Origin of the sequence: Pedobacter sp. SYSU D00535 (assembly GCF_017355855.1) — a bacterium.
Lineage (GTDB): Bacteria > Bacteroidota > Bacteroidia > Sphingobacteriales > Sphingobacteriaceae > Desertivirga.
The window spans coordinates 103,673-127,618 of the sequence record NZ_JAFEWD010000011.1 but is presented as its reverse complement, the minus strand read 5'-3'; the positions used below and the strand labels follow the sequence as shown (position 1 = coordinate 127,618).

Genomic DNA, 23,946 nt, shown 5'->3' with positions numbered 1-23,946 from the left:
AGAGATGAGGATAAACTTCAAAATATTTTTCAGTTTGGCTTTGGTATTTTTTACCAGTGTCGCCAGTGCCCAGCAACTGCTTACCCTCGAAGAAGCGGTGAGGATAGCGCTCGAAAATAACTACAACATTAGGATAGCGAGAAACGACGTGGATATCGCGGAGAACAATGTTAGCAGGGCAAATGCCGGTTTTATACCTTCAGTAAATGCTAACCTAACGAACAACAATACCATCCAGAACAGTAGTCAAACCAGGGCAACAGGTGAGGTTACCGAAAGAAATAATGCGAGAGGGTCTTCCCTCAACTACGGCGTTGGTTTAAACTGGACGGTTTTCGACGGTTTCCGGATGTTTGCTCGCTACGACCAACTGCAGGAGCTTCAGAAATTGGGGGAAGCTAATCTGCAACTTACGATACTGACTACCCTAGGTGATGTAATCAGCAATTATTATAACCTCGTGCAGCAGCAACAGCAACTGAGGGCGTATGATACAGCGGTGGCCATTTCCCGTCTTCGGGTGGAGACAGCCCAGACCCGGTTTGAAATTGGGAGGGCGGCTCGATTGGAAGTTTTGAATGCCCAGGTTGATTATAACACCGACACAACCAGTTATTTACGACAATTGGAAAGCTATAGGAACGCGCAGATAACCCTGAACCAGTTGTTGGCCCGGGAGGCGACAATTGTCTTTTCAGTGGCAGAGGATTTTAACATTGATACTAAGCTCCTTTTGCCTCAACTAATGAGCCAGGCACTAACGAACAATCCTACCTTAAGAGCAGCATTGGTAAGCCGGCGCATTGCCGAGCTTGACTTGAGGCTGGTAAGGGCTAATCGCTATCCGGTGATTGGCCTGAATACAGGTTACAATTTTAACCGATCAGAGTCGGCGCTAGGTTTCGCAACCTTAAATACTGGTAGAGGCTTCAACTATGGTCTTACAGCTTCAGTAAATATCTTCAACGGATTCCTGCAAAGGCGTAATGAGCGGAATGCTAGTATCGCTATCGAAAGTGCAGGTCTTGACTATGAGCGGGTTAATCAAAGTCTGAATGCGCAGCTAGCTACGGCCTACCAAACGTACCAGACTAACTTGAGTTTAGTTCAACTGGAGGAAAACAATGTTCGTATAGCTCGACAGAATCTCGATATTACTATGGCTCGGTATCGGTTAGGAAGTATCACTCAGGTTGAAATCAGAGATGCTCAGTTGAATTTTGTGAATGCTACTGTGCGCTTGAACAGTGCGCGTTATCAGGCTAAGTTGGCAGAGGTGGCGCTGAGAGAAATCTCCGGAAATCTTTCCCTATAATTTTGTTTGCATTTTTACTATGTTTGGTGAAAATTGCATAACCTTTTTTAAGCCTTTTCGTAAAAGCGAATATTGCTATTGTAGGGGAAAAAATATGGGTGAGTCAAAATACAAATCTGTGTTGCTGATTGATGACAGTTATATCGATAACTTAATCAATCGGAAGATTCTGGAAAGCAGCCAGTTTGCAGAGGACATTGTAGTAATGGATTCCCCTTATAAAGCTATAGACTACCTTAACAAATGCCTTTCTGAAAAAGCCCTTCCTGAGATCATCTTCCTTGATATCAGAATGCCGGAAATGAGCGGTTTTGAGCTCTTACAAGAACTTAATCATTTAAGGGGCGCCGAAGGGTCGGGTGTTAAAATATACGTACTCTCTTCGTCTCTTGATCCGAACGATTTAAAGAAAATCCAGGGGAACAATTTAGTGACTAAATTCATAGGGAAGCCATTAACAAGCAAAGTGCTGGAAGAAATAAAAGAATGATTTTAGTAGCCGATAGCGGTTCATCAAAAACAGATTGGATAATAACTTCAGTAAACGCAGATCCGATTGAGTTTACAACCAAGGGGATAAACCCATTTTTCGTCTCCGAGAAAGAAATAGCAAAAATTATTGCCCAGAAAACTGAGATTAAAAATAACCTCGATAAAATAGACGAGGTGCATTTTTTTGGGGAGGGCTGTACCAGTCCCGATAAGCGAGAGATTGTTTCTAATGCCTTGTCGACAGTGCTGAAAAACGCCTTCATCAATGTTGAAACAGATACACTGGGTTCTGTATACGCCACCTGTGGAGACAGTAAGGGATTTACCTGTGTGCTGGGAACCTCCTCAAGCGTCGCTTTCTACGACGGTGCCGAAGTCAGTGCGAGCACCCATGGCCTGGGATTTATACTAGGAGATGAAGGGTCGGGAAGCGATCTTGGTAAAAGACTGCTTACTTCTTTTTTGTATGGCAGAATGCCTGGAGCGCTAAAGCGTAAGTTTCAAGCGGAGTATTCGCTTACTAAAGACCTGATTATTACTAACGTCTATCAACGTCAGCTGCCCAATCTGTACCTGTCTTCATTTTCACAGTTCCTGAGTAGCAATAGGGGCAATCCTTTTGTTGAGGAGTTATTGGATGAAGCTTTCCAGGCCTTCGTCGATACCAACCTGGCTCCCTATTCATATTATCAATCGTACCCATGTCACTTTGTAGGGTCAGTTGCCTATTTTTTTAAAGATGTGTTGGAAACAGTGTGTCTAAAGAATAAACTGAAGCTGGGAAAAGTGTTGAGGCAGCCTGTAAGAGATATCGCGGAATTTATTATCCGGCAAAATGAAGCAGTTTAATTTCTGCTGTCTCTGATTTTTTTAGCACCGTAGATGGCGCCAAGGGTAAGTAAAATGCTTGTTCCAGCATCAAGAGGAGCATCTATGTCCCCCTCGCACCCAGGTATAAGCTCGTATTCACTGCAGTCTTGGCTGTAGCTTGCAATCGAAAAAAGAAAGCAGAGCAGGAACAGAAAGGTAATGCGTAAAAGTTTGTGTTTTTCGAGAGCCTTCATTTCTAATTATCAACTATCAGGCTTTCCGTAGTAGAGCCTGATGCCCTTATTACGTGGACTTTTTGGAAAGGTTATATAAAAGTTAAGCCTTTTAACTGAGCGAACCTACCCTAAAATTTGCTTTTCTTATTCAGTAAATATATCTTCGTACCACTCAGGACAAGACTATATCAGCGAAGGCAGGTGTAGTCTTGTTTGTTTTTTATACTAGTTGAACAAAAAGGGACGCAATGGCAGAGGTAACTTATTATACTAAAGAAGGATTGGAAAGACTTAAGGAAGAATTACACTTCCTAAAGACAGAAGGACGTACACAAATTGCAAGAGCTATAGCTGAGGCAAGAGACAAAGGCGATCTTTCAGAAAATGCTGAATATGATGCCGCAAAAGAAGCTCAGGGCCTGCACGAAGCAAAAATTGCTAAGCTGGAAGAGACCTTGGCAAGTGCCCGGTTGATTGATGAATCTAAGCTGGATACCTCCAAAGTGCTAGCACTTTCAATCGTGAAAATCAAAAATGTAAAGAACGGTGCTACCATGACCTACCAGCTGGTTTCAGAAACAGAAGCAGATCTTAAATCGGGTAAAATCTCGGTTAAATCCCCTATTGCGCAGGGCTTGCTAGGGAAATCAGTAGGCGACAAAGCGGAAATAGCGGTGCCGGCAGGAAAAATGGAATTTGAAATTTTGGAAATAAGCAGATAGCAATGGCTTCGATCTTCTCAAAAATAGTTGCGGGAGAAATACCAGCTTATAAAGTGGCAGAGGATGAACAGTTCCTTGCTTTTCTCGATATTAATCCACTTGTTGAGGGGCATGTTTTGGTGATTCCCAAGCAGGAGGTTGATTATATTTTTGATTTGGAGGATGAAACTTATCTGGGGCTGCAGGCTTTCGCTAAAAAAATTGCCATAGGTTTAAAGGCTGCTATACCTTGTGTCCGCGTGGGGGTAGCCGTAATTGGATTGGAGGTGCCACATGTACACATCCATCTGATACCCATGAATCGTATGGATGATATTAATTTCTCGCGGAAAAAACTTAATCCTACCAAGGAGGAACTGCAGCAAACTGCAGACAAAATCAGAAGAGCTTTGGCTTAGGCCTTAGCTCTTTTCTATTTATCCGCCGATACAACTCTTTTTTGGTTGTCTTTAATAAAAGATTCCCAACCCGAATAATTTTTTTTGCTAGTGCCTCCTGTGCTTAGCTGTTGAAAAGAATGGCACATGGCAACGGCTAAGCCGTCTGTGGCGTCAAGAAACTGAGGCGTTTCCTTAAATTTCAACAAAGTTTGAAGCATCGCAGCTACCTGCTCCTTTGTCGCATTGCCGTTTCCTGTAATAGATTGTTTGATCTTTCGTGGGGAATATTCAAAAATAGGCAGGCCCCTCGATAGTGCGGCTGCCATTGCCACCCCCTGTGCTCGTCCAAGCTTGAGCATCACCTGGATGTTTTTGCCGTAAAAAGGGGCTTCTATGGCCAGGCAGTCAGGCTGGTATTCGTCTATCAAGGCGACTGTTTTTTCGAAAATACGCTTCAGCTTCAAGGGGTGGTCGTCTAGGTGCTCTAGTTTTACAATCCCCATGCTGATGAGTTCAGACTGTCGCTTTACCTCTTTAACCAGTCCATACCCCATCACCGCTGTTCCTGGATCTATTCCTAAAATAACCCGCTCGGTCGCCTTTTCTTTCTGCATCTTAAACAATAATACGAATATTCGCTGAGGCCATCTCCGGCTATTCATAAAATTGTTTGTAAAATTGCAGCAAACAGTCAGAGTTGGTAAAAGCGGATAAAAAACTTCTAAACCTTTTTTTCAAAGTGGCAATACTTGTTTTTGCTGCCGTCTTTATTTATTCCAAGCTTAACAACAATGCGAACCTCTCTAATTTTCGCCAGTTGGTATCGGCATTGTCACTTGCTCAAGTCTACCTGACTTTGGGGTTGGTGCTTGTATTGATGCTGTTGAACTGGTTTCTGGAAGCGTTGAAGTGGAAGTTCCTGATCAAGAAAGTCGAAGGTATATCTGTTTGGAAGTCGATAGAGTCAGTGTTCTGCGGACTTACCCTTGCTGTTTTTACTCCTAACAGAATTGGGGAGTACGGGGGGAGGGTATTTTTCTTGTCGCCCCGTAGACGGATTTTGGGAGTGGTGGCAATGAGCGTTGGTGCAGTAGGTCAAATGGTGATTACCAATATGCTGGGTGCCTGTGCAATCTTATGGTTCGTCATCCGCTTTCTTGAGCTAAACATTCTGTTGGATTATGCGCTGGCAGTTTTAGTACTGTTCTTTTGTGCTTTTTTCTTCGTTTTTTATTTCAATATCGAACTTATCGGTAGGCTCCTCGTCAGAGTGAAATTCCTAAGGAAGTTTAAGCGGTTTTTTGGATTGCTAGCACGATATAGTACCAGAGACTTGACCGTGGTATTTGCCTATTGTCTCGCCAGGTTTGCTGTTTTTACCTCGCAGTACTGCCTTATCATCAGTATGTTAATTCCTGAAATGCATCTGTTCGAAATGAGCATGATGGTGTTTATTTTGTTTTTTATCCAATCCGCCCTGCCTTCCCTCGACTTTCTGGATGTTGGGGTTCGAACACTCACTGCCACTTACTTTTTTGGATTTATCACTGATCAGGAATTGGCTATCATGGCTGCAACCGCCTGTATTTGGTTGGTAAATCTCATCATTCCTGCTATTTTAGGCTCTGTTTTCGTCTTTAAACTAAATTTCTTTGGTAGTAATAGTTAGCGTTTTTACCATTCTGCTCGCGTTGGTATATGTGGTGGTGGTCCTGTTTTTCAGAAGGGGGTGGAAACGAATTTCCCCTGTAGCTGGATTTCCAGCAAATCCTCACACAAAAGTTAGTGTGCTTATTGCCGCCCGAAACGAAGAAGCTATCATCGCCGAGACGATCGAAGACATTCTTAAGCAAGATTACCCAAAGCACTTGCTTGAGCTGATCATCGTTGACGACCATTCGACTGACAAGACCGCGGAGGTCGTAGCATCTTACGCGGGTCAAGGCGCACAGTTGATCCGACTGAACGAGAATCAGGCGCTCAATTCATACAAAAAAAAGGCAATTACCGAGGCTATAAATAAAGCCACAGGTGAACTGGTAATCACTACCGACGCGGACTGCAGGATGGGTAATAAGTGGCTGCGAACGATTGTCGGTTTTTATGAAGCGACCGACAGCAAACTGATATCTTCACCGGTACTGTATTTTAAAGAGAAGAGCCTTTTTGAACGCCTGCAAACCCTTGAATTTTTATACCTGATCGGTTTGGGAGCTTCTTCCATAGGAAATAAAATGCCCTCTACCTGTAATGGCGCTAATCTAGCTTATCGAAGAGATGTTTTTTTCGAGCTAAAAGGATTTAAGGGAATCGATGACCTGGCATCCGGAGACGATGAGCTGTTTTTGCATAAGGTAGCATCAGCTTATCCCAATAGTATTGGCTTTTGCAAGTCAGAAGACGCTGTTGTTTATACCTATGCAAAATCCACTTTGAAGGAGTTCATTCGTCAGCGTAAGCGCTGGGCCTCAAAAAGTACCAGATATAAGGACAAGAAAATCGTTGTTCTGGGCGTCGCAATCTGGGCTTTCAATGTGATGATTTTTGCTAATGTGATTCTAGGCTTTTTTAATCCACAATTTCTGTTACTGGCAGGACTGGTGCTTTTGCTAAAGGCTACAGTTGAACTAATTTTTTTGGTTCCACTGACGAGATTTGCGAGAAGGAGCGGCCTGATTGCAATCCTCCCGGTATTAACACTGCTTCATATTCTTTATATCATTTACATCGGCGTTGCCGGTAACTCAGGTAAATATGTCTGGAAAGAAAGGTTGGTAAGATGAGATATTTTAAAAAAAAGTATCTGGAAGGTTTCTAAATTTGTTAATGATAACGGGGCGCCGGTATTTTTAAATGTATAATTGTTATTTTTAGAGCTTAAACAGCAGTTTGGAACCAATCAAAAGCGGACATAAGGAGCCTGATGAAAATGATCTCATTCAGCTGTTGCTGAAGCGACAGGCGGAGTTGAATGCCTTGCTAGAGGTGACATTGGCCATCAACAAAAATAGCGCTTCCTCAGTGCTGTTTGAGATGCTCGAAGTGGTGCTTCGCGTTAACCTTAATGTGGGTAAAATGCGGCTGCTAGTAAAAGAGGGCGATCAATTTTACTGTGCTTCTAAATATGGCGGGGATAATGAGAATGTAAAATCACTGCTGCAAGCCTGTCCGCATCTCGTTTCCATCAAAACCATTACTTCTCTCAATAGCCACGTCGATGAGCTGCTAAACAAGTATGATTACTTTGTGCCGGTACGCCATAAAAGCAATACCCTTGCTTTTGTGCTGATTGGTGATTTTCATACACGACCCGAACTTTTGAGTCATGAGCTTAATTTTATACAAACGCTGATCAATATTATCATCGTAGCGCTGGAGAATAAGAAACTTTTTAAAGAACGGGTGCAGCGGGAACGGATGCAGCGAGATATGGAGCTGGCCAGCGAGGTGCAAAGTATGCTTGTTCCGCTTAAGCTACCGCAGAGCGACACGTTTGAAGTGGCTGCTACTTACCTTCCCCACCAAAACATTGGAGGCGATTATTTTGACTTTATCCGGCTCGATAAAAATGAGTTTTTATGGTGCATTGCGGATGTTTCAGGAAAGGGTGTCTCCGCGGCCTTGCTAATGGCTAACCTTCAGGCAAGTTTAAGGGCGTGGGCCTCTGTTGAACATAATCTTGATAAGATTATTCGTAAGCTGAATGACCTGGTTACCTCAAATACTAAAGGAGAACGTTTTATTACTTTGTTCCTGGGAAGATATAACGAGCTTACCAGGGAAATGGAATTTGTAAATGCTGGGCATAATTCACCTATTTTAATTTCTGGCGGTGATGTAAGATACCTGAAGGAAGGTACTACAATGTTGGGTATCTTTGACGAACTTCCCTTTGTGAATACCGGTAAGCTGGTACTGAAGAAAGATTCCCTTGTTTTTAACTATACGGATGGTCTTATTGAAAGTCCCGACGAAGAAGTGTTCATTTTGGAGGATGAATTGGTGCACTATCTGAAGCTGCATAAACCTCTTTGTGCGCAGGAAATCAATAAAAACATCTTGGCAGATATCCAGAGCCACTATAAGGCGAAAATGAACTCCGACGATATCACCTTACTAACACTGAAGGTGCATTAGTGTGTAAAATCTCCTTTCTTAATTCTGATCTAAACCATTAATTTTGAGAAAAGTGAAGCTGAGGTAAGCTTCAACTTGTAAATCTGTTTGTACAATGCTTTCTCCTTTTTACCAGGACGAGTTTGTTGAAGCTGGGTGTGATGAGGCTGGCAGAGGATGCCTGGCAGGACCTGTTTTCGCTGCTGCCGTTATACTTCCCAAAAACTTCAAACATAAATTGCTTACTGATTCAAAGCAGTTGAAGGAGGAGGATCGTTACAAGCTACGCAAATTGATTGAGAAGAAGGCGCTCGCTTTTGCGGTTGCCCAGGTGGATCATCAGGAGATTGACAGAATTAATATCCTTAACGCTTCATTTCTGGCGATGCATCGTGCTCTTGACCAGTTAAGCATTAAGCCTGGCTTCGTAATTGTTGATGGTAACCGCTTCAAGAAGTACGGAGAATTGCCGCACGCCTGCATCGTTAAAGGTGATGGAAAATATTATTCAATAGCCGCCGCTTCTATCCTTGCAAAGACCTATCGAGACGATTACATGCATAATATCGCCAGTCTGCACCCGGAGTACGACTGGGCGAGCAACAAAGGCTATCCTACTATTAAACACCGGGAGGCAGTTATTAAACTAGGTTTCTCTCCCTTTCACCGGAAGACCTTCAGGGTAACCGATCCGCAGCTGGACCTTTTTGCTCAGGTGGAGGAAGATCTCGATTCAGCCATGGCTGTCTGATTTCGCTTTTTTCCGTACTTTTGGCAAAATCCAAAAAATTCATTGATGAAAAATACTGCATTAACCGAAAAGCATATTTCTTTAGGTGCTAAAATGGTGCCTTTTGCCGGATTCAACATGCCGATTCAATATGAAGGAATTAATGCAGAGCATCAGACCGTGCGCTCCGCAGTAGGTGTTTTTGATGTCAGTCACATGGGTGAATTTATCCTTAAGGGTGAAAAAGCACTTGATCTGATTCAGAAGGTTACCTCGAATGATGCAGCGAAACTAGTAGATGGCAAAGTGCAGTACTCTTGTCTGCCGAATGAAACCGGCGGAATCGTAGACGATCTGCTTGTATATCGTATTGATACTACCACGTATATGCTGGTAGTCAATGCCTCCAACATTCAAAAGGATTGGGATTGGATATCGAAGTTCAATTCTTTTGGGGTGGAGATGAAAGATATTTCAGCGCGTACTTCACTCTTGGCGGTTCAGGGGCCGAAAGCTGCGGCGGCACTGCAAAGCCTTACGGACGTTGATCTTAGTTCGATGGAATATTATACTTTCCGGAAGGGAAAATTCGCCGGGATTGACAATGTTCTTATTTCAGCTACCGGTTATACAGGGGCTGGAGGCTTTGAGCTTTATTTTGATGCGGAGCAATCAGAGCAAGTTTGGGATGCCATTTTCAAAGCAGGTGAGCCCTACGGGATTAAACCAATAGGCCTGGGTGCAAGGGATACGCTCCGTTTGGAGATGGGGTTTTGCTTATATGGAAACGATATTGATGATACCACTTCTCCATTAGAGGCCGGTTTAGGTTGGATTACGAAGTTTACGAAAGATTTTGTTAACGCGGAGCAGCTGGCGGCGCAGAAAGCAGCGGGTTTGAACCGGAAGTTGGTCGGATTTGAAATGGTTGAACGGGGAATTCCGCGTCATGGTTACGATATTGTAAACGGTGAAGGTGGAAAGATTGGGGTAGTAACCTCAGGAACGCAATCTCCTTCTCTGCAGAAGGCTATTGGTATGGGGTATGTGGAAAGCGGATTAGCAGTCGAAGGGACGGAAATTTTTATCAACATTAGAAACGCTGCAGTTAAGGCTCAGGTAGTGAAACTTCCTTTTTATAAAGCTTAAGATTTGAAAGTAGTACAGTTAACATCCGAAAGAAAAAAAATTGAGGTAGCGCTAACTCCGGCTCTGCTTCCCTTATATGACATTGAAAATAGCATAGTTGTCGTTATTGATATTTTCAGAGCAACTTCATCTATTTGTTATGGGATAGAAAATGGAGCGGAAGCGATCATCCCCGTATCGCAGGTGGAAGAATGTATTGCCTACGGAGAGAAGGGATACTTGATTGCGGCCGAACGGAACGGGGAAGTGGTAGAAGGTTTCGACTTTGGAAATTCGCCCTTTTCTTATACCCCTGAAAAAGTGGCAGGAAAAACGGTAGTGCTCACTACTACTAACGGAACGCACGCTCTTCACCTATCGCGTAAAGCAAAGAGCATTGTTGTGGGATCATTTTTGAATCTTACTGCTCTTTGTAATTGGCTTCGGGATCAGAACGAAAATATTCTCCTGGTATGCGCCGGCTGGAAAAACAAGTTTAACCTCGAAGATTCTGTATTCGCCGGAGCGGTGACGCACCAGCTAAAGAGCGACGTGTACAAGCTAGATGATTCTGCAATTGCTGCAGAGGATTTGTATCTGCTTGCTAAGGAGAACCTGGGCGCTTATCTTGCTAAAACCTCTCATAGCGATCGGTTGAAAAAGTTGGGGATAGAGGAAGATATCGCTTTTTGTTTGAATGTTGATATTACTACGGCTATCCCGATATTAGAGGGAGAACGCCTGGTGAAGCTGAAGTAAAATATACGAGAGCTGGGATAGTTCGCCTGCTATTTCAGCTTTTCATTGTTCTTGTGCCGTTCTGCATCGCGGATGCTTTTCTTTTCGAGGTTCTTCTCCAGGGCAGTGGTTAAGTCGATGCCAGTTTGATTTGCAAGACAGATCAATACGAAGAGAACGTCTGCCATTTCATCTCCCAAATCTACTTTTTTGTCTGATTCTTTAAAGGACTGTTCTCCATACTTTCTGGACATAATCCGCGCTACTTCGCCCACCTCTTCCATCAAGATGGCAGTATTGGTTAGCTCGTTAAAATAGCGAACGCCGGTTGTTTTGATCCAGTTATCGACTAGGGATTGTGCTTCTGAAATGGTCATTGTAGTTTGCGAGTTATTCGAATTGGCGAATTTACGTAGCGGGGATTGAATTAGCTAAATATGAGAGAGACGAACTACAGAAGGATACGAGTTGAATATTCGTATTTTCAACTTGTTCTCTTCAATTTCGACTATGCCTGTCATTCCTTATTCTTCGTATCCATTACAATCGTAACCGGTCCATCGTTCAGCAACCTTATTTTCATGTCTGCGCCAAAGATGCCGGTCTCCGTTTTTTTGCCGGTATGCGTCTCAAGTTCTTTTGCCATTCTCTCGTAGAGGGGAATAGCTTTATCAGGTTTAGCGGCTCGGGTAAAGCCGGGACGATTGCCTTTCTTCGTTGCAGCAAAGAGTGTAAACTGTGAGATCAGAAGAACTTTTCCATCAACCTCCATCAATGATTTGTTCATCAGTCCGTTTTCATCGCTGAAGATCCTCATGTTTACTATTTTCTGAGCCAGCCAAATCAGGTCTTCTTCTGTGTCTGCGTCCTCGATGCCTAGTAGAACCAGGAGGCCTTGTTGTATTTCTCCTGTAACTTGGTTGTCAACCGTGCACGACGCTTCGGTAACTCGTTGGATTACTGCACGCATAAAAAATGGGTCATTTAAGATCTGGTGTCATTGCCGTGATAGATGCTCAAATAGCTGTCATAACGGGATTCATCGATTTCTCCTTCTTCAAGTGCTGCTAATACTGCGCATCCCGGCTCGTTAATGTGCCGGCAGTTATGATACTTGCATTGGTTCAGTAACTCGCGCATTTCGGGGAAGAAGTGGGAGAGCTCCTGTTTCTCGATATCGATAATGCCTAGTTCCCTGATGCCGGGGGTATCAATAAGGTAGCCACCCTGGGGTAGCTTGTGCATTTCGGCGAAAGTAGTAGTGTGCTGCCCTTTGTCACTCCATTCGGAAATTTCGCCAGTTTTTAGCTCCACATCCGGGATCAACTGATTGATTAGGGTCGATTTTCCCACACCGGAGTGGCCGGTGACCAATGTCGTTTTGTCTTTCAGCAAGTCTTTGATCTCTTCCAGATTAGTACCATCTTTCGCCGACACCTGGTAACAAGGATAGCCGAGTCGCTCGTAGATGTCCCTGTAGTCGGCGAGAATTTCGAGGCCCTCGTCGCTGAACAGATCCAGTTTGTTAAAGATAATGCTGGCCGGAATGTCGTAAGCTTCAGCAGTGACCAAAAAGCGGTCTATAAAACCGAGTGAGGTACGTGGGGAGGCAAGAGTAACAATCAGGAAGGCCTGGTCCAGGTTGGCCGCAATGATCTGCGCCTGCTTGGAGAGGTTAACGGACTTGCGGATGATGTAATTTTTCCGGTCTTTAAGCTTAGTAATTACTCCCGTGCTTAGTTCAGGTTCCAGTTCAATTTCTACCTCGTCGCCTACCGCTACTGGATTAGTCGTTTTAATATCCTTGGTACGAAACTTACCCTTGATCCGGCAGTCGATGATCTTACCATTCTCTGTCTCCACCTGATACCAGCTTCCGGTTGATTTTATTACTAGTCCTTGCATGAGTTGGTAAAGTTAACAATTTAACGCTGACAGGGTTTCGAAACCGGTCAGCATTAGGAGAATCGAAGAGTCGACGTTGTATGTTAAACCCGATGGAAGCGGCAGCTTTTTGCCGGGGTGGCCGAGGGGCTGGGGGCAAAAACTATAGCGGACAGCGGGACTGGAGGTGCTTTGAAATACAGGCGCTCTTTTTCTAAAATCATTAATACAAAAGGTAATTTTTTTTGCGATTTTTAAAATTTACTGCTTACTTTACGTCCGAATTAAGAAAATGAAGAAGTTCACTTATATCATTACGACGCTTACTACCGGCACACAGGGTCAGGGAGGAAGTACGTACATGGTGTAAACAAAAAATAAAAGAAACCATAAAGCGCCTTCCTCCCACAAGGGGAAGGCGCTTTTGTTTAAAATTTAGCTAATGAAAGTCTTAAAATTTGGTGGAACATCGGTGGGTACAGTAGAAAGTATCAGAACGCTGATGGAAATCCTTCAAAAGGAAAAATCTGAAAGTGGAAACCCGGTTGTAGTGTTGTCTGCAATGGGAGGTGTTACGAATTTGCTTGTATCAATGGCGGATAAAGCTGCAGCAGGCGAAGATTTTTCATCCTATCTAACGGAATTGGAGAGCAGACATTTCGATGTGGTAAAAGCATTGCTTGATGTACCCCGTCAAAATCCGGTTTTTACCAAGCTTAAGATCTTTTTTAACCAGCTGGAGGACCTGCTGCAAGGCATTTCAAGCCTCAGAGAATTAACTCCCCGTACGCGGGATTTAGTGCTGAGCTTTGGTGAGCGCTGTTCGACCTTTATGGTGAGTAAAATTGCTGACCAGTATTTAGGAGATGCAGTGTTTGGCGATGCAGCGGAGCTCATTAAAACCGATACGAATTACGGAAATGCAAAGGTTCAGACAGAGATTACGGATATCTTGATTCGTGGTTTCTACGAAGAAAATAAAGGAAAGCTAATCTTCATTACAGGTTTCATTGGAAGTACTGATGATGGAAAAATTACCACTTTAGGTCGGGGAGGAAGCGATTATACCGCTGCCATTGTGGGTGCTGCATTAAATTGTAGCGCTATGGAAATATGGACGGACGTAAACGGAATGATGACTGCCGATCCGCGGATGGTGAAGAAGGCCTTCCCGCTGAAGGAGCTCTCGTATACAGAGGCGATGGAGCTTTCCTATTTTGGGGCCAAGGTGATTTATCCGCCAACGATGATCCCGGCCTTCATGAAGAAGATCCCGATTGTAATCCGTAATACTTTCCAGCCTGATTTCCCTGGAACTTTCATCAGTCATGAAAGCAAAAGGTCGGAGCACAGTGTGAAAGGGATCTCTTCGATCAACGAAATCAGCGTAATTAACCTGCAGGGAAGCGGCATGGTGGGCAAGGCCGGTTTTAGTGGTCGCCTGTTTTCATTGCTGGCCCGCGAGCAGATCAACGTGGTCTTAATAACACAATCCTCTTCTGAGCACAGCATTACCTTTGCTGTTAACCCTGCTGATGCCATCAAGGCAAAACAGCTGATAGAGCATGAATTTGAATTAGAGCTGGAGGCTAAGAAGATTGAACGGCCGGAGATAGAAGAAGGGCTGTCAGTATTGGCCATTGTGGGAGAGAATATGAAGGAGACGCCAGGAATTGCCGGAACGCTATTCCATGCGCTGGGCAGGAACGGCGTGAACGTAAGAGCGATAGCGCAGGGCTCCTCTGAGTACAACATCTCGGTAATTATTTCTCAATACGATCTGGCTAAAGGCCTGAATGCAGTTCATGACGCCTTTTATACGGATCTTAAAAAGACCTTGAATATCTTTTGCCTGGGAACAGGAAATATTGGGAAGACCATGTTCCGCCAGATAGAGGAACACCGCGACTTCCTGAAACAACAAAACGGAATTGTGCTGAATATCATTGGTATCAGCAACAGTCGCAAAATGATCTTTAACGAAGGCGGCTTGTCTTTGCAAAACTGGGAAGAAACCCTAAACACATCCGGAGAACCAGCAGACCTGGATGCCTTTGTAGCAAGGATGCGGGAAATGAACCTTCCGAACGCCGTATTCGTGGATAACACCGCTAGTCCGGCGCCAATTGCCCGTTATGCAGAAGTACTCAATTCAACCGTTTCTGTGGTTACCTGCAATAAGATCGGGAATTCCTCCTCTTACGAGCAGTACAAAACCTTTAAAGATCTGGCCCACCAACATGGGGTGGATTTTTACTATGAAACGAACGTAGGAGCTGGTCTTCCGATCATCCGAACGCTTAAAGATCTGATGATGAGCGGCGACCGTGTTATCCGGATCGAGGCAATCCTTTCGGGCACTATTTCTTTCATCTTCAATGATTTTAAAGGTGATGTCACTTTCCATGATATTGTGAAGATGGCCCAGGAAAAAGGATATACGGAACCCGACCCTAGAGACGATTTACGCGGTACCGACTTCATGCGGAAGATGCTTATTCTCGCTCGTGACGCCGGTTATCCTTTGGAGGCAGAGGATGTTAATATCCAAAGCATGCTTCCTCAGTCTTGCCTGGACGCGACTTCTGTTGATGACTTCTATAAAGAACTGCAGGTGAATAACGACTTCTTCGAAAAGTTGAAGAACGAAGCCATGAGCAGCGGAAAAGTGCTGCGGTACATTGGTAAGCTGGAGAATGGAAATGTTTCGATAGCGCTGGAGATGGTGGATGAGAATCATCCGTTCTATATGCTTTCTGGAAGTGATAATATTATTTCGTTCACTACCGATCGTTACAAGGAGCGGCCATTGGTAGTGAAAGGTCCTGGAGCGGGTGCTGAAGTTACTGCAGCAGGAGTGTTTGCAGACATCGTAAATGTGGGTGCAAGGTAGGTCCCCATCCCCGGAAGGAAATAAAAAAGCGTAAATTCGGCTGTCTGAATAAGGCGGCCGACTTGAAATATGAGAGATTCGATCAAAGTTTTTGCTCCCGCTACTGTGGCAAATGTAGTTTGCGGGTTCGATGTGTTGGGCCTGGCCGTTGAGGCTCCCGGCGATGAAGTAATTATGCGCAGAAAGGCGGAGCCGGGGGTGGTGATTACTAAAATTACCGGAGACAACGGCAGACTGCCTATGGATGCATCGCGAAACACTGCTAGTGCCTGCGTGCAGATGTTTCTGCAGGAGATTGGCAGGACGGATGTTGGAGTAGAAATTGAACTTCATAAGAAAATGCCCATTGGCAGCGGTCTGGGCTCCAGTTCAGCAAGTACCGTGGCTGGTTTGTTTGCCATCAACTCTTTGCTTGACAATCCGCTGAAGCAGGAAGATCTGCTACCCTTTGCAATGAAGGGGGAGGAGCTTGCCTGCGGATTTGGTCATGCCGATAACGTAGCCCCAGCTCTTTTAGGTGGCTTTATTCTTGTCCGCAGTTACAGTCCTTTGGATGTTATAAAACTTCCCTACCCGGAGGAATTACACACCGCCATTGTGTTTCCGGAGGTAGATGTACCAACAAGAGATGCCCGGCAAATGATCCGGAGTAAAGTACTGTTGAAAGATGCTGTAACTCAGTGGGGTAATGTGGCGGGACTGGTAAGCGGATTGTTTATGAAAGATATGGACCTTATTGGGCGGAGTATGATCGACGTTCTGGTCGAGCCTGTCCGGTCTATCTTAATACCCGACTTTCAGAAGATGCGGGAGATCGCAATGGGCCTCGGCGCCTTAAGTTTCGGAATCTCCGGTTCCGGGCCTTCTGTGTTTTCCTTTACAAGAGATAAAGAAACTGCTGAAAAGATTACGGCTGCTATCCAAAAACATCTTTCTACTCTAAGTATTGGTAGCTATGGCTACGTATCTAAAGTAAATGCCAACGGTCCCATTATTCTTGATTAGACCGAAATCGTATTCATAATATTAAAATCGTACTTCAGTGAGACTATATAGTACCAATAATCCCGAGTTATCAGTTGAGTTTAAAGAGGCGGTGTTTAACAGCATGCCACAGGATAAAGGCTTGTACATGCCTCATCATATTCCTCAACTGGATGCCGATTTCGTTGAAAATATTGGCAAATTCTCAATGCAGGAGATTGCCTATAAGGTTGCAAAAAGCCTTTTACAGGATGCCATGCCTGATGAGGATCTGAAAGCGATCATAGAAGAGGCGATCAACTTCCCTGCTCCTGCAGTAAAGCTCGATGAGAAAACCTATGTGCTCGAGCTCTTCCACGGACCTTCTCTTGCTTTTAAAGATTTCGGCGCTCGTTTTATGAGCCGGATTATGGGGTATTTTTTGAAGGAAGGTGAAAAGACACTGAATGTACTGGTAGCAACTTCCGGCGATACCGGGGGCGCTGTAGCATTAGGCTTTTTAGGTGTTCCAAATACCCAGGTGACCATCCTTTACCCTAAAGGGAAGGTGAGTCCAATACAGGAGCTGCAGTTAACTACGAACGGGCAAAATATCCGGGCAGTTGAAATTGACGGTACCTTTGACGATTGCCAGGCGCTGGTGAAGCAGGCCTTTGTGGATCCGGAGTTGAATGCGAAATTCCGACTTACTTCTGCCAACTCCATCAATATCTCCCGACTGATCCCGCAGACTTTCTACTATTTCAATGCCTATGCCCAGTTGAAAAGGGAAGGAAAGGCAGATGTAATTTTCTCTGTACCTAGCGGAAACTTCGGGAATATAGGTGCCGGCCTGCTTGCATGGAAGATGGGGTTGCCAGTAAAGCAGTTTATCGCCGCTACCAATGCGAATGATACTGTTCCTGCCTTTTTCAGATCGGGGACATACGAACCAAAGCCATCGGTGGCTACTTTGTCCAATGCGATGGACGTAGGCAACCCGAGCAATTGGGTTCGGATAATGACATTGTTCAAAAACGAGTTGCAACAGGTGAAAGAGGTGGTAACTGCTGAAAGCTACACCGACGAACAGACGCGGGAAGCGGTGCAACAGGTGTATGATCAATATAAGTATATTGTATGTCCGCACACAGCGATTGCCTGGCTTGCTGTAGAAGATTACCGGAAACAAACGGGTGATCAGGAAAGCACAGGTATTTTCCTGTCGACGGCACATCCATGTAAGTTCCCTGACGTGTACGAAGGACAGATGGCAGCCGCAGTAGAAATTCCGGAACAAGTGAAGGAATTGGAAGGTCGCCCTAAGCAGGCAGTGGAACTTAAGCCGGACTTTGAGGAGTTTAAAAACTACCTGTTGAATACTTAATGACAATGACGACAACCATAATATTTGACCTGGGAGCAGTACTTATTGATTGGCACCCTTTCCATTTATACAAGAGCATTTTCAGCAACGAGGAAGAGATGCGGTTCTTCATCGAAAATATTTGTACGAATGCATGGAACGAGGAGCAGGATGGCGGAAGGAGTTTGGCAGAAGGGACGGAGCTTCTTGTGAAAGAGTTTCCGGATCATGAGGAAAATATCCGTGCCTACTACGGCAGATGGGAGGAGATGCTCAATGGCCCCATCCAGGGGACAGTCAAAATATTTAAAGAATTAAAGGACTCAGGCCGTTTCAAAATCTACGCGCTTACCAATTGGGCGGCAGAAACTTATCCTATCGCTCAGAGCAAGTTCGAGTTCTTGAATTGGTTTGATGGAGTGGTGGTGTCAGGAACAGAGAGAATGAGAAAGCCACATCCTGAATTCTATCAGTTATTGCTCGACAGATACAGCGTGTCTCCAGCAGAAGCTGTTTTTATCGATGATAATTTTAGAAATGTAGAGGCCGGACGAAAGCTGGGCATCGATAGCATTCATTTCAAAAACCCTGAGCAACTTAGGGAGGAATTACAGGGACGGAAACTCCTGTAGCTAACTTTTTCTAGCTGAAATAGATTAAGTTAGCATAGAAAGTGAAATTTGATTTAGCAGAATTACAAAAGTTTTTTACTTTTGCAGCCACATCAGCCTCCTTAGCTCAGCTGGTAGAGCAACTGACTTGTAATCAGTAGGTCATTGGTTCGATCCCGATAGGAGGCTCAGATGAAAGAAAGCCGGTTTAAGAAATTAGACCGGCTTTTTTATTTTTATTTCAGATTGTTTAACTTGGGTAGATCATAATGACCTTATCATGAAGCGAATCCTGTTCTTTCTGGTTGTCCTTGCAGCTTGCTTTACGCAGGTTAGTGCGCAAGTGACGGACTATCTTGTAACTGTTAAAGGCGATACTTTAAGCGGTGAAATTAAACGAATAAGTACTACTAAAATTAAGTTTATGACGGACTCCGGCTGGGTAAAATTCAGTTCCACGGACATTCGGCTTTATTATGACAGAAAAAAAGATGAACGTTATTTAAGTGTGCTGATGCCGGTGCTGGATCCTGCTTTTGTCGATCCAAGGTTTAAACAGGTTTTGGAAATGGGAAAGATCAATCTTGTGATGGAAGAATACACAACAAGCGGCAGCGTAATGACGGCTATGGGAATAACGAACTCATGGCACTATAAGAGAAATTTATACCTGCAAAAGGGGGACGACCGGGCCTGGAAGTTTGACCGAAAATGGATTGGTATGAGGGACAATGGGACGGAAGCAAGCCGGAAAAAATTTGAAGAATTAATAGCCGACAATCCGGAGCTGTTACGGAAATTTCAGGAAGAAAAGAAGATTAGTTTTGAGGAATTGCGAGCCTATGTGATTCGGTATAATTCGATGTAGAATAATTCTGCAATAAGTTACCGATGGCCAAAATCGTTCATTTTAGCCATCGGTGCTAGCTTTTTTAATACCCCAAATTAGGGCTTAACCATCTTTCTACTTCTTCCAACGGCATATTCTTCCGCTTTGCGTAATCTTCTACCTGGTCTTTCTGTATCTTACCCAAGCCAAAGTAACGGGATTCCGGATGAGCAAAGTAGAAACCGCTTACCGAGGCTGCGGGATACATCGCAAAGCTCTCCGTCAGATGGATTCCTACGCTTTCTTCGGCTTTCAACAAATCAAAAAGGGTTCGTTTTTCGGTGTGATCCGGGCAGGCAGGGTAACCTGGTGCCGGGCGAATACCCTGGTATTTCTCCTTGATCAGCTCTTCGTTAGACAAACCTTCTTCTTTGGCATAGCCCCAATACTCCTTGCGCACCAGTTCGTGCATTTTCTCGGCAAAAGCTTCTGCCAGACGATCAGCCAGGGCCTTCGCCATAATGCTATTGTAATCGTCGTGCCCCTTTTCGAATTCTGCTACCAGCTCATCGCAGCCAATACCGGCTGTTACAGCAAATCCGCCAAAGTAATCTCTTATCCCGCTGTCTTTTGGTGCGATAAAGTCTGAAAGTGCGTAGTAGGGTTCTCCCGCTACTTTTTCAGCCTGCTGCCGTAGGGTATGAATCTTTACAACCTCATACTGCGGGTTTGTAAGTTCAGGATTCAGATTGTTCAGATGATCCTGAGGATCTCTTAATTCCAGTATTATATCATCTCCAACCGAATTCGCTGGCCAGAAACCAATTACCGCTTTCGCTTTTAGCAGCTTCTCGTTCACTATTCTTTTTAAAAGTTTCTGGGCATCATCAAACAACTTTTTAGCTTCATCCCCAACTACCTTGTCTTCAAAGATCCTCGGATAACTTCCGCGTAGCTCCCAGGTGTGGAAGAAAGGAGTCCAGTCGATATATGGAACCAGTTCCTCCAAAGGATAGTCTTCAAATACTTTTGTACCCGTAAAGGTCGGAGCAGGCGCAATTGATCCGTTAAGGTTGATCTTATACTTGCTTTCTCGGGCTTCCTCTATGCTCTTGAATCGCTTGTCGGAGCGCTTGTTCAAATGCACTTCCCGGGCTTTATGATATTCTTCCTTAATGTTCTTAATATATCCATCCCGGAATTCTCCATTCATCAGGCTACTGCAAACGGTAACGCTTCTGGATGCGTCCAAAACGTGAATAACCGGTCCTGAGTAACTAGGATCAATTTTTACAGCGGCATGGATACGGGATGTAGTTGCTCCTCCGATCAACAAAGGGATGGTAAAGCCTTCCCGCTCCATTTCTTTGGCAAAGTGCACCATTTCATCCAGGGAAGGAGTAATGAGTCCGCTTAAGCCGATGATGTCCACGTTTTCTTCCTTGGCTCTCTTGATGATGTCCTGGGCAGGTACCATCACTCCCATGTCGATCACTTCAAAGTTGTTACAAGCGAGCACAACCCCTACAATGTTCTTCCCGATATCGTGCACGTCACCTTTTACGGTTGCCATCAACACCTTTCCAGCCGAGCTGGAGCCTCCGTCACCGGGATTCTTTAATTTTTCCTCTTCGATGAATGGTAAGAGATAGGCCACCGCTTTTTTCATCACACGAGCCGACTTTACGACCTGCGGAAGAAACATTTTTCCGGCTCCGAATAAGTCGCCTACCACGTTCATTCCGTCCATCAGGGGACCTTCAATTACCTGCAGCGGCTTATCGTATTTTTGTCTGGCCTCTTCTACATCGGCATCGAGGTATTCGATAATACCCTTTACCAAAGAGTGGGAAAGCCGTTCTTCCACGCTTCCTTTTCTCCATTCTTCGTCTCTTACAGCTTCTTTACCTTTAGATTTTACCGTCTCAGCAAATTCCACAAGTCGTTCAGTGGCATCCTGACGTCGGTTCAACAGAACGTCCTCCACGCGCTCAAGCAGCTCCTTCGGTATCTCTTCGTAAACTTCCAGCATTCCCGCATTAACGATTCCCATATCCAGACCCGCCTTAATCGCGTGGTACAGGAACGCCGAGTGCATCGCTTCCCGAACAACATTGTTTCCCCGGAAGGAGAAGGAAATATTGGAAACTCCACCACTTACCTTAGCATAAGGGAGGTTTTCTTTGATCCAGCGGGTCGCGTTGATGAAATCGACTGCATAGTTATTGTGCTCCTCCAATCCCGTCGCAACCGTTAAGATATTCGGGTCGAAAATGATGTCCTGGGGAGGGAAGCCTACTTCATTCACCAGGATATCGTATGAGCGCTTACAGATCTCTACCCGTCGTTCGTAGTTGTCGGCCTGACCTTGTTCATCAAAGGCCATCACGACTACAGCTGCCCCATAGGTCAATATCTTACGGGCGCTTTCTTTAAACTTTTCCTCGCCTTCTTTTAGGGATATCGAGTTCACGATCCCTTTCCCTTGCAGGCACTTCAATCCGACCTCAATGACACTCCACTTAGAAGAGTCGACCATGATCGGGAGTTTGGCAATGTCAGGTTCAGAAGCAATGAGATTCAAGAACTTCGTCATGGCTGCCTCAGAGTCGAGCATCCCCTCGTCCATGTTCACGTCAATGATCTGCGCTCCACCTTCCACTTGCTGGCGTGCTACAGCCAATGCCCCTTCAAAATCTCCACCTAAAATGAGCTTGGAGAATTTTGGAGAACCAGTGATATTGGTTCGCTCGCCAATATTCACAAAAATACTTTCAGGTGTGATCGTAACTGGTTCCAACCCGCTCAGTCGTAGGTACGGCTCTACTGTTGGAACTTTCCGTGGTGGATATTTTGCTGCTTTCTCGGCAATACAACCAATGTGCTCGGGAGTAGTTCCGCAGCATCCGCCCACGATATTTACAAAGCCGTTGGCGATGAAATCTTCCACCAGATGGGCCGTCTCGTGCGGAACCTCGTCGTACTGTCCGAACTCGTTAGGTAAGCCAGCATTTGGGTAGGCGGAAATGTAGCAGGGAGCTTTTTTCGATAGTTCCTCAATATGAGGTCGCATGTCTTTCGCTCCCAAAGCACAGTTCAAGCCGATGCTTAGAATGTTGGCATGCGTTAGAGAGTTGAGGAAAGCTTCCACAGTTTGTCCGGAAAGCGTACGGCCACTATTGTCGGTGATGGTACCAGAGATCATAATTTCGATCTTCCTTCCAATTTCCTCCTCGTAGCGCTTTACGGCAAAGATGCCGGCTTTTGTGATCAGTGTATCCGTTATTGTTTCAAACAGAAGAACATCTGCCCCCCCGTCTATCAGTCCGCGTACCTGATCGTAAAAAGCTTCGGTTAACTCATCAAATGTCACTGCCCGATAACCCGGATCATTTACATCCGGAGACATCGAAGCCATTTTGGTGGTCGGGCCAATAGCACCCGCGACGAACCTCGGTTTTGACGGGTTTTTTGCTGTAAATTCAAGCGCTACTTCCTTGGCAATACGAGCTCCCTCATAGCTCATCTCGTAAGCAAGATCCTCCATTTGATAATCTGCCATCGAGATACTCTGCGTACTAAAAGTATTGGTCTCGATGATGTCTGCTCCGGCCTCTAAATATTCGGCATGAATGGCTTTGATTACGTCTGGTCGGGTGATATTCAAAAGGTCATTGTTTCCTTTCAGATCACAGGGGTGGTTTTTAAAACGTTCTCCGCGGAAATCTTCTTCCGTCAGCTGATAGCGCTGGATCATTGTTCCCATCGCACCATCGATCACCAGGATACGCTTCTCAAGTTCTTCTCTAATGTTCATTTGTGTAGTTGAGTAATTGGCAGGTTGTGAAGTTGCTTACGGCCGGAACGATATTAGGTTCGGTCGATTCGCTTCAACAACTTATACCATGCTTATCTTCGAAAATCCTTCGGATTTTGACTTTCACTTATCTTCCCTCATCCTAAGTACGGACTCGGATAGAATTTAGCACCTTGTTAGCACAGGTTGCTAAGACTTCGCAGGGTCTATTCCCTCCGTCTTTCTGAATAAGCGATACAAAAATGCAACAAAATCAGGTATTTTGCAAATAGGGAAGGGGCTTCCGACGAAAGATGCCCCATTACGATCAGCAGAGGGTTAGTACAATCGTTTTATGAGTTGCTCTTCCACTTTTTTAAAAAACTGAACTGGTTTCAGGTTTCTCCAAATCATCTCGTCCAGCTGTCCGCCGAAATTGATATAATAGTCTATATTACTTCTCTTAAACTCTTCTATCACGTGCTCACGGAAGTTCACCCCTGCAATCCAGCCCTCTTCTACATCCTGGAACCATTCTTCGTAATAGGAGTCATCAGAAGAATGGAAGTTCAGCACATTTTCACCTATCAGGATAAATTTGTTAATGCCCTCGTGCATCATCAGTTCCAGAATTTCCCTTTTCAACATCATGATGTCGTTGTAAATCGTATCGTTCCACTCGCCGATGAATTCAATGATCGCATAGCTTCTATCATAATCCACAAAGAGGATTTTTATATACAGCGTTTGCGATCCAAAGTAATCCCACTGGGGATGGATGTAATAATTGTAAACCTGCTTGTCAAACTCGAACTCGCTGTATTCGGTCTGATAAAATGGCGATCTCTCATCTTCTGCCGCCACATAATCGTCCCGCCATCTGTAATATGGTTCTATATCGTGCATAAAGCCCTCCATCTCCCGGAAGGAAGCGTTT

23 protein-coding genes, 1 tRNA gene and 1 riboswitch are annotated in these 23,946 nt (G+C 44.7%); of the genes, 17 read left to right on the top strand and 7 right to left on the bottom strand.

The window, feature by feature from the left end; genetic code table 11:
* Positions 1-4: 4 nt before the first annotated feature.
* From J4N23_RS17535 to J4N23_RS17525, 3 genes are all read left to right on the top strand, one after another.
* Positions 5-1,315, top strand: a complete 1,311-nt coding sequence (locus J4N23_RS17535; protein WP_207429116.1) for a TolC family protein — start codon at positions 5-7, stop codon at positions 1,313-1,315.
* Between the two features lie 94 nt (positions 1,316-1,409).
* Positions 1,410-1,805, top strand: a complete 396-nt coding sequence (locus J4N23_RS17530) for a response regulator (RefSeq protein ID WP_207429114.1) — start codon at positions 1,410-1,412, stop codon at positions 1,803-1,805.
* Positions 1,802-2,656 carry an N-acetylglucosamine kinase gene (locus tag J4N23_RS17525; protein ID WP_242689276.1) on the top strand — a complete coding sequence of 285 codons (855 nt, stop codon included), beginning with the start codon at positions 1,802-1,804 and terminating at the stop codon, positions 2,654-2,656. The genes J4N23_RS17530 and J4N23_RS17525 overlap by 4 nt, the downstream gene beginning before the upstream one ends.
* Here J4N23_RS17525 and J4N23_RS21320 read toward each other — a convergent pair.
* A complete protein-coding gene (locus J4N23_RS21320) occupies positions 2,653-2,871 on the bottom strand; it encodes a PID-CTERM protein-sorting domain-containing protein (RefSeq protein ID WP_370527293.1) in 219 nt (72 codons plus the stop codon). The two genes, J4N23_RS17525 and J4N23_RS21320, sit on opposite strands and share 4 nt — an antisense overlap.
* Before the next feature lie 230 nt (positions 2,872-3,101).
* Between J4N23_RS21320 and greA the strand changes: the two genes are divergently transcribed.
* A complete protein-coding gene (gene greA, locus J4N23_RS17520) occupies positions 3,102-3,575 on the top strand; it encodes a transcription elongation factor GreA (protein ID WP_207429112.1) in 474 nt (157 codons plus the stop codon).
* 2 nt (positions 3,576-3,577) lie between these two features.
* The gene (locus J4N23_RS17515) at positions 3,578-3,973 is read left to right on the top strand and encodes an HIT family protein (RefSeq protein ID WP_207429110.1); all 396 of its coding nucleotides are present in this window, start codon (positions 3,578-3,580) and stop codon (positions 3,971-3,973) included.
* A 14-nt stretch (positions 3,974-3,987) separates the two neighbouring features.
* Here J4N23_RS17515 and ruvC read toward each other — a convergent pair whose 3' ends face one another.
* On the bottom strand, positions 3,988-4,569 hold the full coding sequence (gene ruvC / locus J4N23_RS17510; RefSeq protein WP_207429176.1) for a crossover junction endodeoxyribonuclease RuvC: 582 nt from the start codon (positions 4,567-4,569) through the stop codon (positions 3,988-3,990).
* A gap of 125 nt (positions 4,570-4,694) precedes the next feature.
* On the opposite strand from ruvC, the gene J4N23_RS17505 reads away from it, so the two are divergent.
* The 6 genes from J4N23_RS17505 to J4N23_RS17480 all read left to right on the top strand — a co-directional run bounded on the left by J4N23_RS17505 (position 4,695) and on the right by J4N23_RS17480 (position 10,688).
* A complete protein-coding gene (locus tag J4N23_RS17505; protein ID WP_370527292.1) occupies positions 4,695-5,624 on the top strand; it encodes a lysylphosphatidylglycerol synthase domain-containing protein in 930 nt (309 codons plus the stop codon).
* Positions 5,608-6,738: a glycosyltransferase gene (locus J4N23_RS17500; protein WP_207429106.1), complete on the top strand. Its 1,131-nt coding sequence runs from the start codon at positions 5,608-5,610 to the stop codon at positions 6,736-6,738. Before J4N23_RS17505 ends, J4N23_RS17500 begins: the two co-directional genes overlap by 17 nt.
* A gap of 106 nt (positions 6,739-6,844) precedes the next feature.
* The gene (locus tag J4N23_RS17495; RefSeq protein ID WP_242689275.1) at positions 6,845-8,092 is read left to right on the top strand and encodes a PP2C family protein-serine/threonine phosphatase; all 1,248 of its coding nucleotides are present in this window, start codon (positions 6,845-6,847) and stop codon (positions 8,090-8,092) included.
* Positions 8,093-8,186: 94 nt separating this feature from the next.
* Positions 8,187-8,822: a ribonuclease HII gene (locus J4N23_RS17490; RefSeq protein ID WP_207429105.1), complete on the top strand. Its 636-nt coding sequence runs from the start codon at positions 8,187-8,189 to the stop codon at positions 8,820-8,822.
* A 45-nt stretch (positions 8,823-8,867) separates the two neighbouring features.
* On the top strand, positions 8,868-9,950 hold the full coding sequence (gene gcvT / locus J4N23_RS17485; RefSeq protein WP_207429104.1) for a glycine cleavage system aminomethyltransferase GcvT: 1,083 nt from the start codon (positions 8,868-8,870) through the stop codon (positions 9,948-9,950).
* Positions 9,951-9,953: 3 nt separating this feature from the next.
* A complete protein-coding gene (locus J4N23_RS17480; RefSeq protein ID WP_207429103.1) occupies positions 9,954-10,688 on the top strand; it encodes a 2-phosphosulfolactate phosphatase in 735 nt (244 codons plus the stop codon).
* A gap of 29 nt (positions 10,689-10,717) precedes the next feature.
* On the opposite strand, the gene J4N23_RS17475 is transcribed toward J4N23_RS17480, so the two are convergent.
* The 3 genes from J4N23_RS17475 to rsgA form a co-directional block, all read right to left on the bottom strand.
* A complete protein-coding gene (locus J4N23_RS17475; RefSeq protein WP_207429102.1) occupies positions 10,718-11,044 on the bottom strand; it encodes a nucleotide pyrophosphohydrolase in 327 nt (108 codons plus the stop codon).
* Positions 11,045-11,184: 140 nt separating this feature from the next.
* Entirely contained in the window at positions 11,185-11,637 is a 453-nt protein-coding gene (gene dtd, locus J4N23_RS17470; protein WP_207429101.1) for a D-aminoacyl-tRNA deacylase, read from the bottom strand.
* 14 nt (positions 11,638-11,651) lie between these two features.
* The gene (gene rsgA / locus J4N23_RS17465; RefSeq protein WP_207429100.1) at positions 11,652-12,572 is read right to left on the bottom strand and encodes a ribosome small subunit-dependent GTPase A; all 921 of its coding nucleotides are present in this window, start codon (positions 12,570-12,572) and stop codon (positions 11,652-11,654) included.
* A gap of 421 nt (positions 12,573-12,993) precedes the next feature.
* On the opposite strand from rsgA, the gene thrA reads away from it, so the two are divergent.
* From thrA to J4N23_RS17435, 6 genes are all read left to right on the top strand, one after another.
* Positions 12,994-15,444, top strand: coding sequence for a bifunctional aspartate kinase/homoserine dehydrogenase I (thrA, locus tag J4N23_RS17460; protein ID WP_207429099.1), 2,451 nt, complete (start codon positions 12,994-12,996; stop codon positions 15,442-15,444).
* 69 nt (positions 15,445-15,513) lie between these two features.
* Positions 15,514-16,449: a homoserine kinase gene (locus J4N23_RS17455; protein ID WP_207429097.1), complete on the top strand. Its 936-nt coding sequence runs from the start codon at positions 15,514-15,516 to the stop codon at positions 16,447-16,449.
* Between the two features lie 37 nt (positions 16,450-16,486).
* Positions 16,487-17,794, top strand: a complete 1,308-nt coding sequence (gene thrC, locus J4N23_RS17450) for a threonine synthase (protein WP_207429096.1) — start codon at positions 16,487-16,489, stop codon at positions 17,792-17,794.
* Positions 17,795-17,799: 5 nt separating this feature from the next.
* A complete protein-coding gene (locus tag J4N23_RS17445) occupies positions 17,800-18,405 on the top strand; it encodes an HAD family phosphatase (protein ID WP_207429095.1) in 606 nt (201 codons plus the stop codon).
* A gap of 95 nt (positions 18,406-18,500) precedes the next feature.
* Positions 18,501-18,573 (top strand) — tRNA-Thr (locus tag J4N23_RS17440).
* Between the two features lie 91 nt (positions 18,574-18,664).
* Positions 18,665-19,252, top strand: coding sequence for a hypothetical protein (locus tag J4N23_RS17435; protein WP_207429094.1), 588 nt, complete (start codon positions 18,665-18,667; stop codon positions 19,250-19,252).
* A 64-nt stretch (positions 19,253-19,316) separates the two neighbouring features.
* On the opposite strand, the gene metH is transcribed toward J4N23_RS17435, so the two are convergent.
* Positions 19,317-23,030: a methionine synthase gene (gene metH, locus J4N23_RS17430; RefSeq protein WP_207429093.1), complete on the bottom strand. Its 3,714-nt coding sequence runs from the start codon at positions 23,028-23,030 to the stop codon at positions 19,317-19,319.
* A 124-nt stretch (positions 23,031-23,154) separates the two neighbouring features.
* Positions 23,155-23,264, bottom strand: a riboswitch (SAM riboswitch).
* A gap of 84 nt (positions 23,265-23,348) precedes the next feature.
* Entirely contained in the window at positions 23,349-23,915 is a 567-nt protein-coding gene (locus tag J4N23_RS17425) for a hypothetical protein (RefSeq protein WP_207429092.1), read from the bottom strand.
* Between the last annotated feature and the right edge of the window lie 31 nt (positions 23,916-23,946).

What these genes read in the sequence shown, in the direction of transcription:
- dtd (WP_207429101.1), bottom strand. Translation starts at nt 11,637, where the DNA reads ATGCGTGCAGTAATCCAACGAGTTACCGAAGCGTCGTGCACGGTTGAC.
- J4N23_RS17455 (WP_207429097.1), top strand. Translation starts at nt 15,514, where the DNA reads ATGAGAGATTCGATCAAAGTTTTTGCTCCCGCTACTGTGGCAAATGTA.
- J4N23_RS17535 (WP_207429116.1), top strand. Translation starts at nt 5, where the DNA reads ATGAGGATAAACTTCAAAATATTTTTCAGTTTGGCTTTGGTATTTTTT.
- J4N23_RS17530 (WP_207429114.1), top strand. Translation starts at nt 1,410, where the DNA reads ATGGGTGAGTCAAAATACAAATCTGTGTTGCTGATTGATGACAGTTAT.
- J4N23_RS17515 (WP_207429110.1), top strand. Translation starts at nt 3,578, where the DNA reads ATGGCTTCGATCTTCTCAAAAATAGTTGCGGGAGAAATACCAGCTTAT.
- metH (WP_207429093.1), bottom strand. Translation starts at nt 23,030, where the DNA reads ATGAACATTAGAGAAGAACTTGAGAAGCGTATCCTGGTGATCGATGGT.
- thrA (WP_207429099.1), top strand. Translation starts at nt 12,994, where the DNA reads ATGAAAGTCTTAAAATTTGGTGGAACATCGGTGGGTACAGTAGAAAGT.
- J4N23_RS17425 (WP_207429092.1), bottom strand. Translation starts at nt 23,915, where the DNA reads ATGCACGATATAGAACCATATTACAGATGGCGGGACGATTATGTGGCG.
- J4N23_RS17435 (WP_207429094.1), top strand. Translation starts at nt 18,665, where the DNA reads ATGAAGCGAATCCTGTTCTTTCTGGTTGTCCTTGCAGCTTGCTTTACG.
- J4N23_RS17475 (WP_207429102.1), bottom strand. Translation starts at nt 11,044, where the DNA reads ATGACCATTTCAGAAGCACAATCCCTAGTCGATAACTGGATCAAAACA.
- greA (WP_207429112.1), top strand. Translation starts at nt 3,102, where the DNA reads ATGGCAGAGGTAACTTATTATACTAAAGAAGGATTGGAAAGACTTAAG.
- rsgA (WP_207429100.1), bottom strand. Translation starts at nt 12,572, where the DNA reads ATGCAAGGACTAGTAATAAAATCAACCGGAAGCTGGTATCAGGTGGAG.
- J4N23_RS17445 (WP_207429095.1), top strand. Translation starts at nt 17,800, where the DNA reads ATGACGACAACCATAATATTTGACCTGGGAGCAGTACTTATTGATTGG.
- J4N23_RS17490 (WP_207429105.1), top strand. Translation starts at nt 8,187, where the DNA reads ATGCTTTCTCCTTTTTACCAGGACGAGTTTGTTGAAGCTGGGTGTGAT.
- J4N23_RS21320 (WP_370527293.1), bottom strand. Translation starts at nt 2,871, where the DNA reads ATGAAGGCTCTCGAAAAACACAAACTTTTACGCATTACCTTTCTGTTC.
- J4N23_RS17525 (WP_242689276.1), top strand. Translation starts at nt 1,802, where the DNA reads ATGATTTTAGTAGCCGATAGCGGTTCATCAAAAACAGATTGGATAATA.
- gcvT (WP_207429104.1), top strand. Translation starts at nt 8,868, where the DNA reads ATGAAAAATACTGCATTAACCGAAAAGCATATTTCTTTAGGTGCTAAA.
- ruvC (WP_207429176.1), bottom strand. Translation starts at nt 4,569, where the DNA reads ATGCAGAAAGAAAAGGCGACCGAGCGGGTTATTTTAGGAATAGATCCA.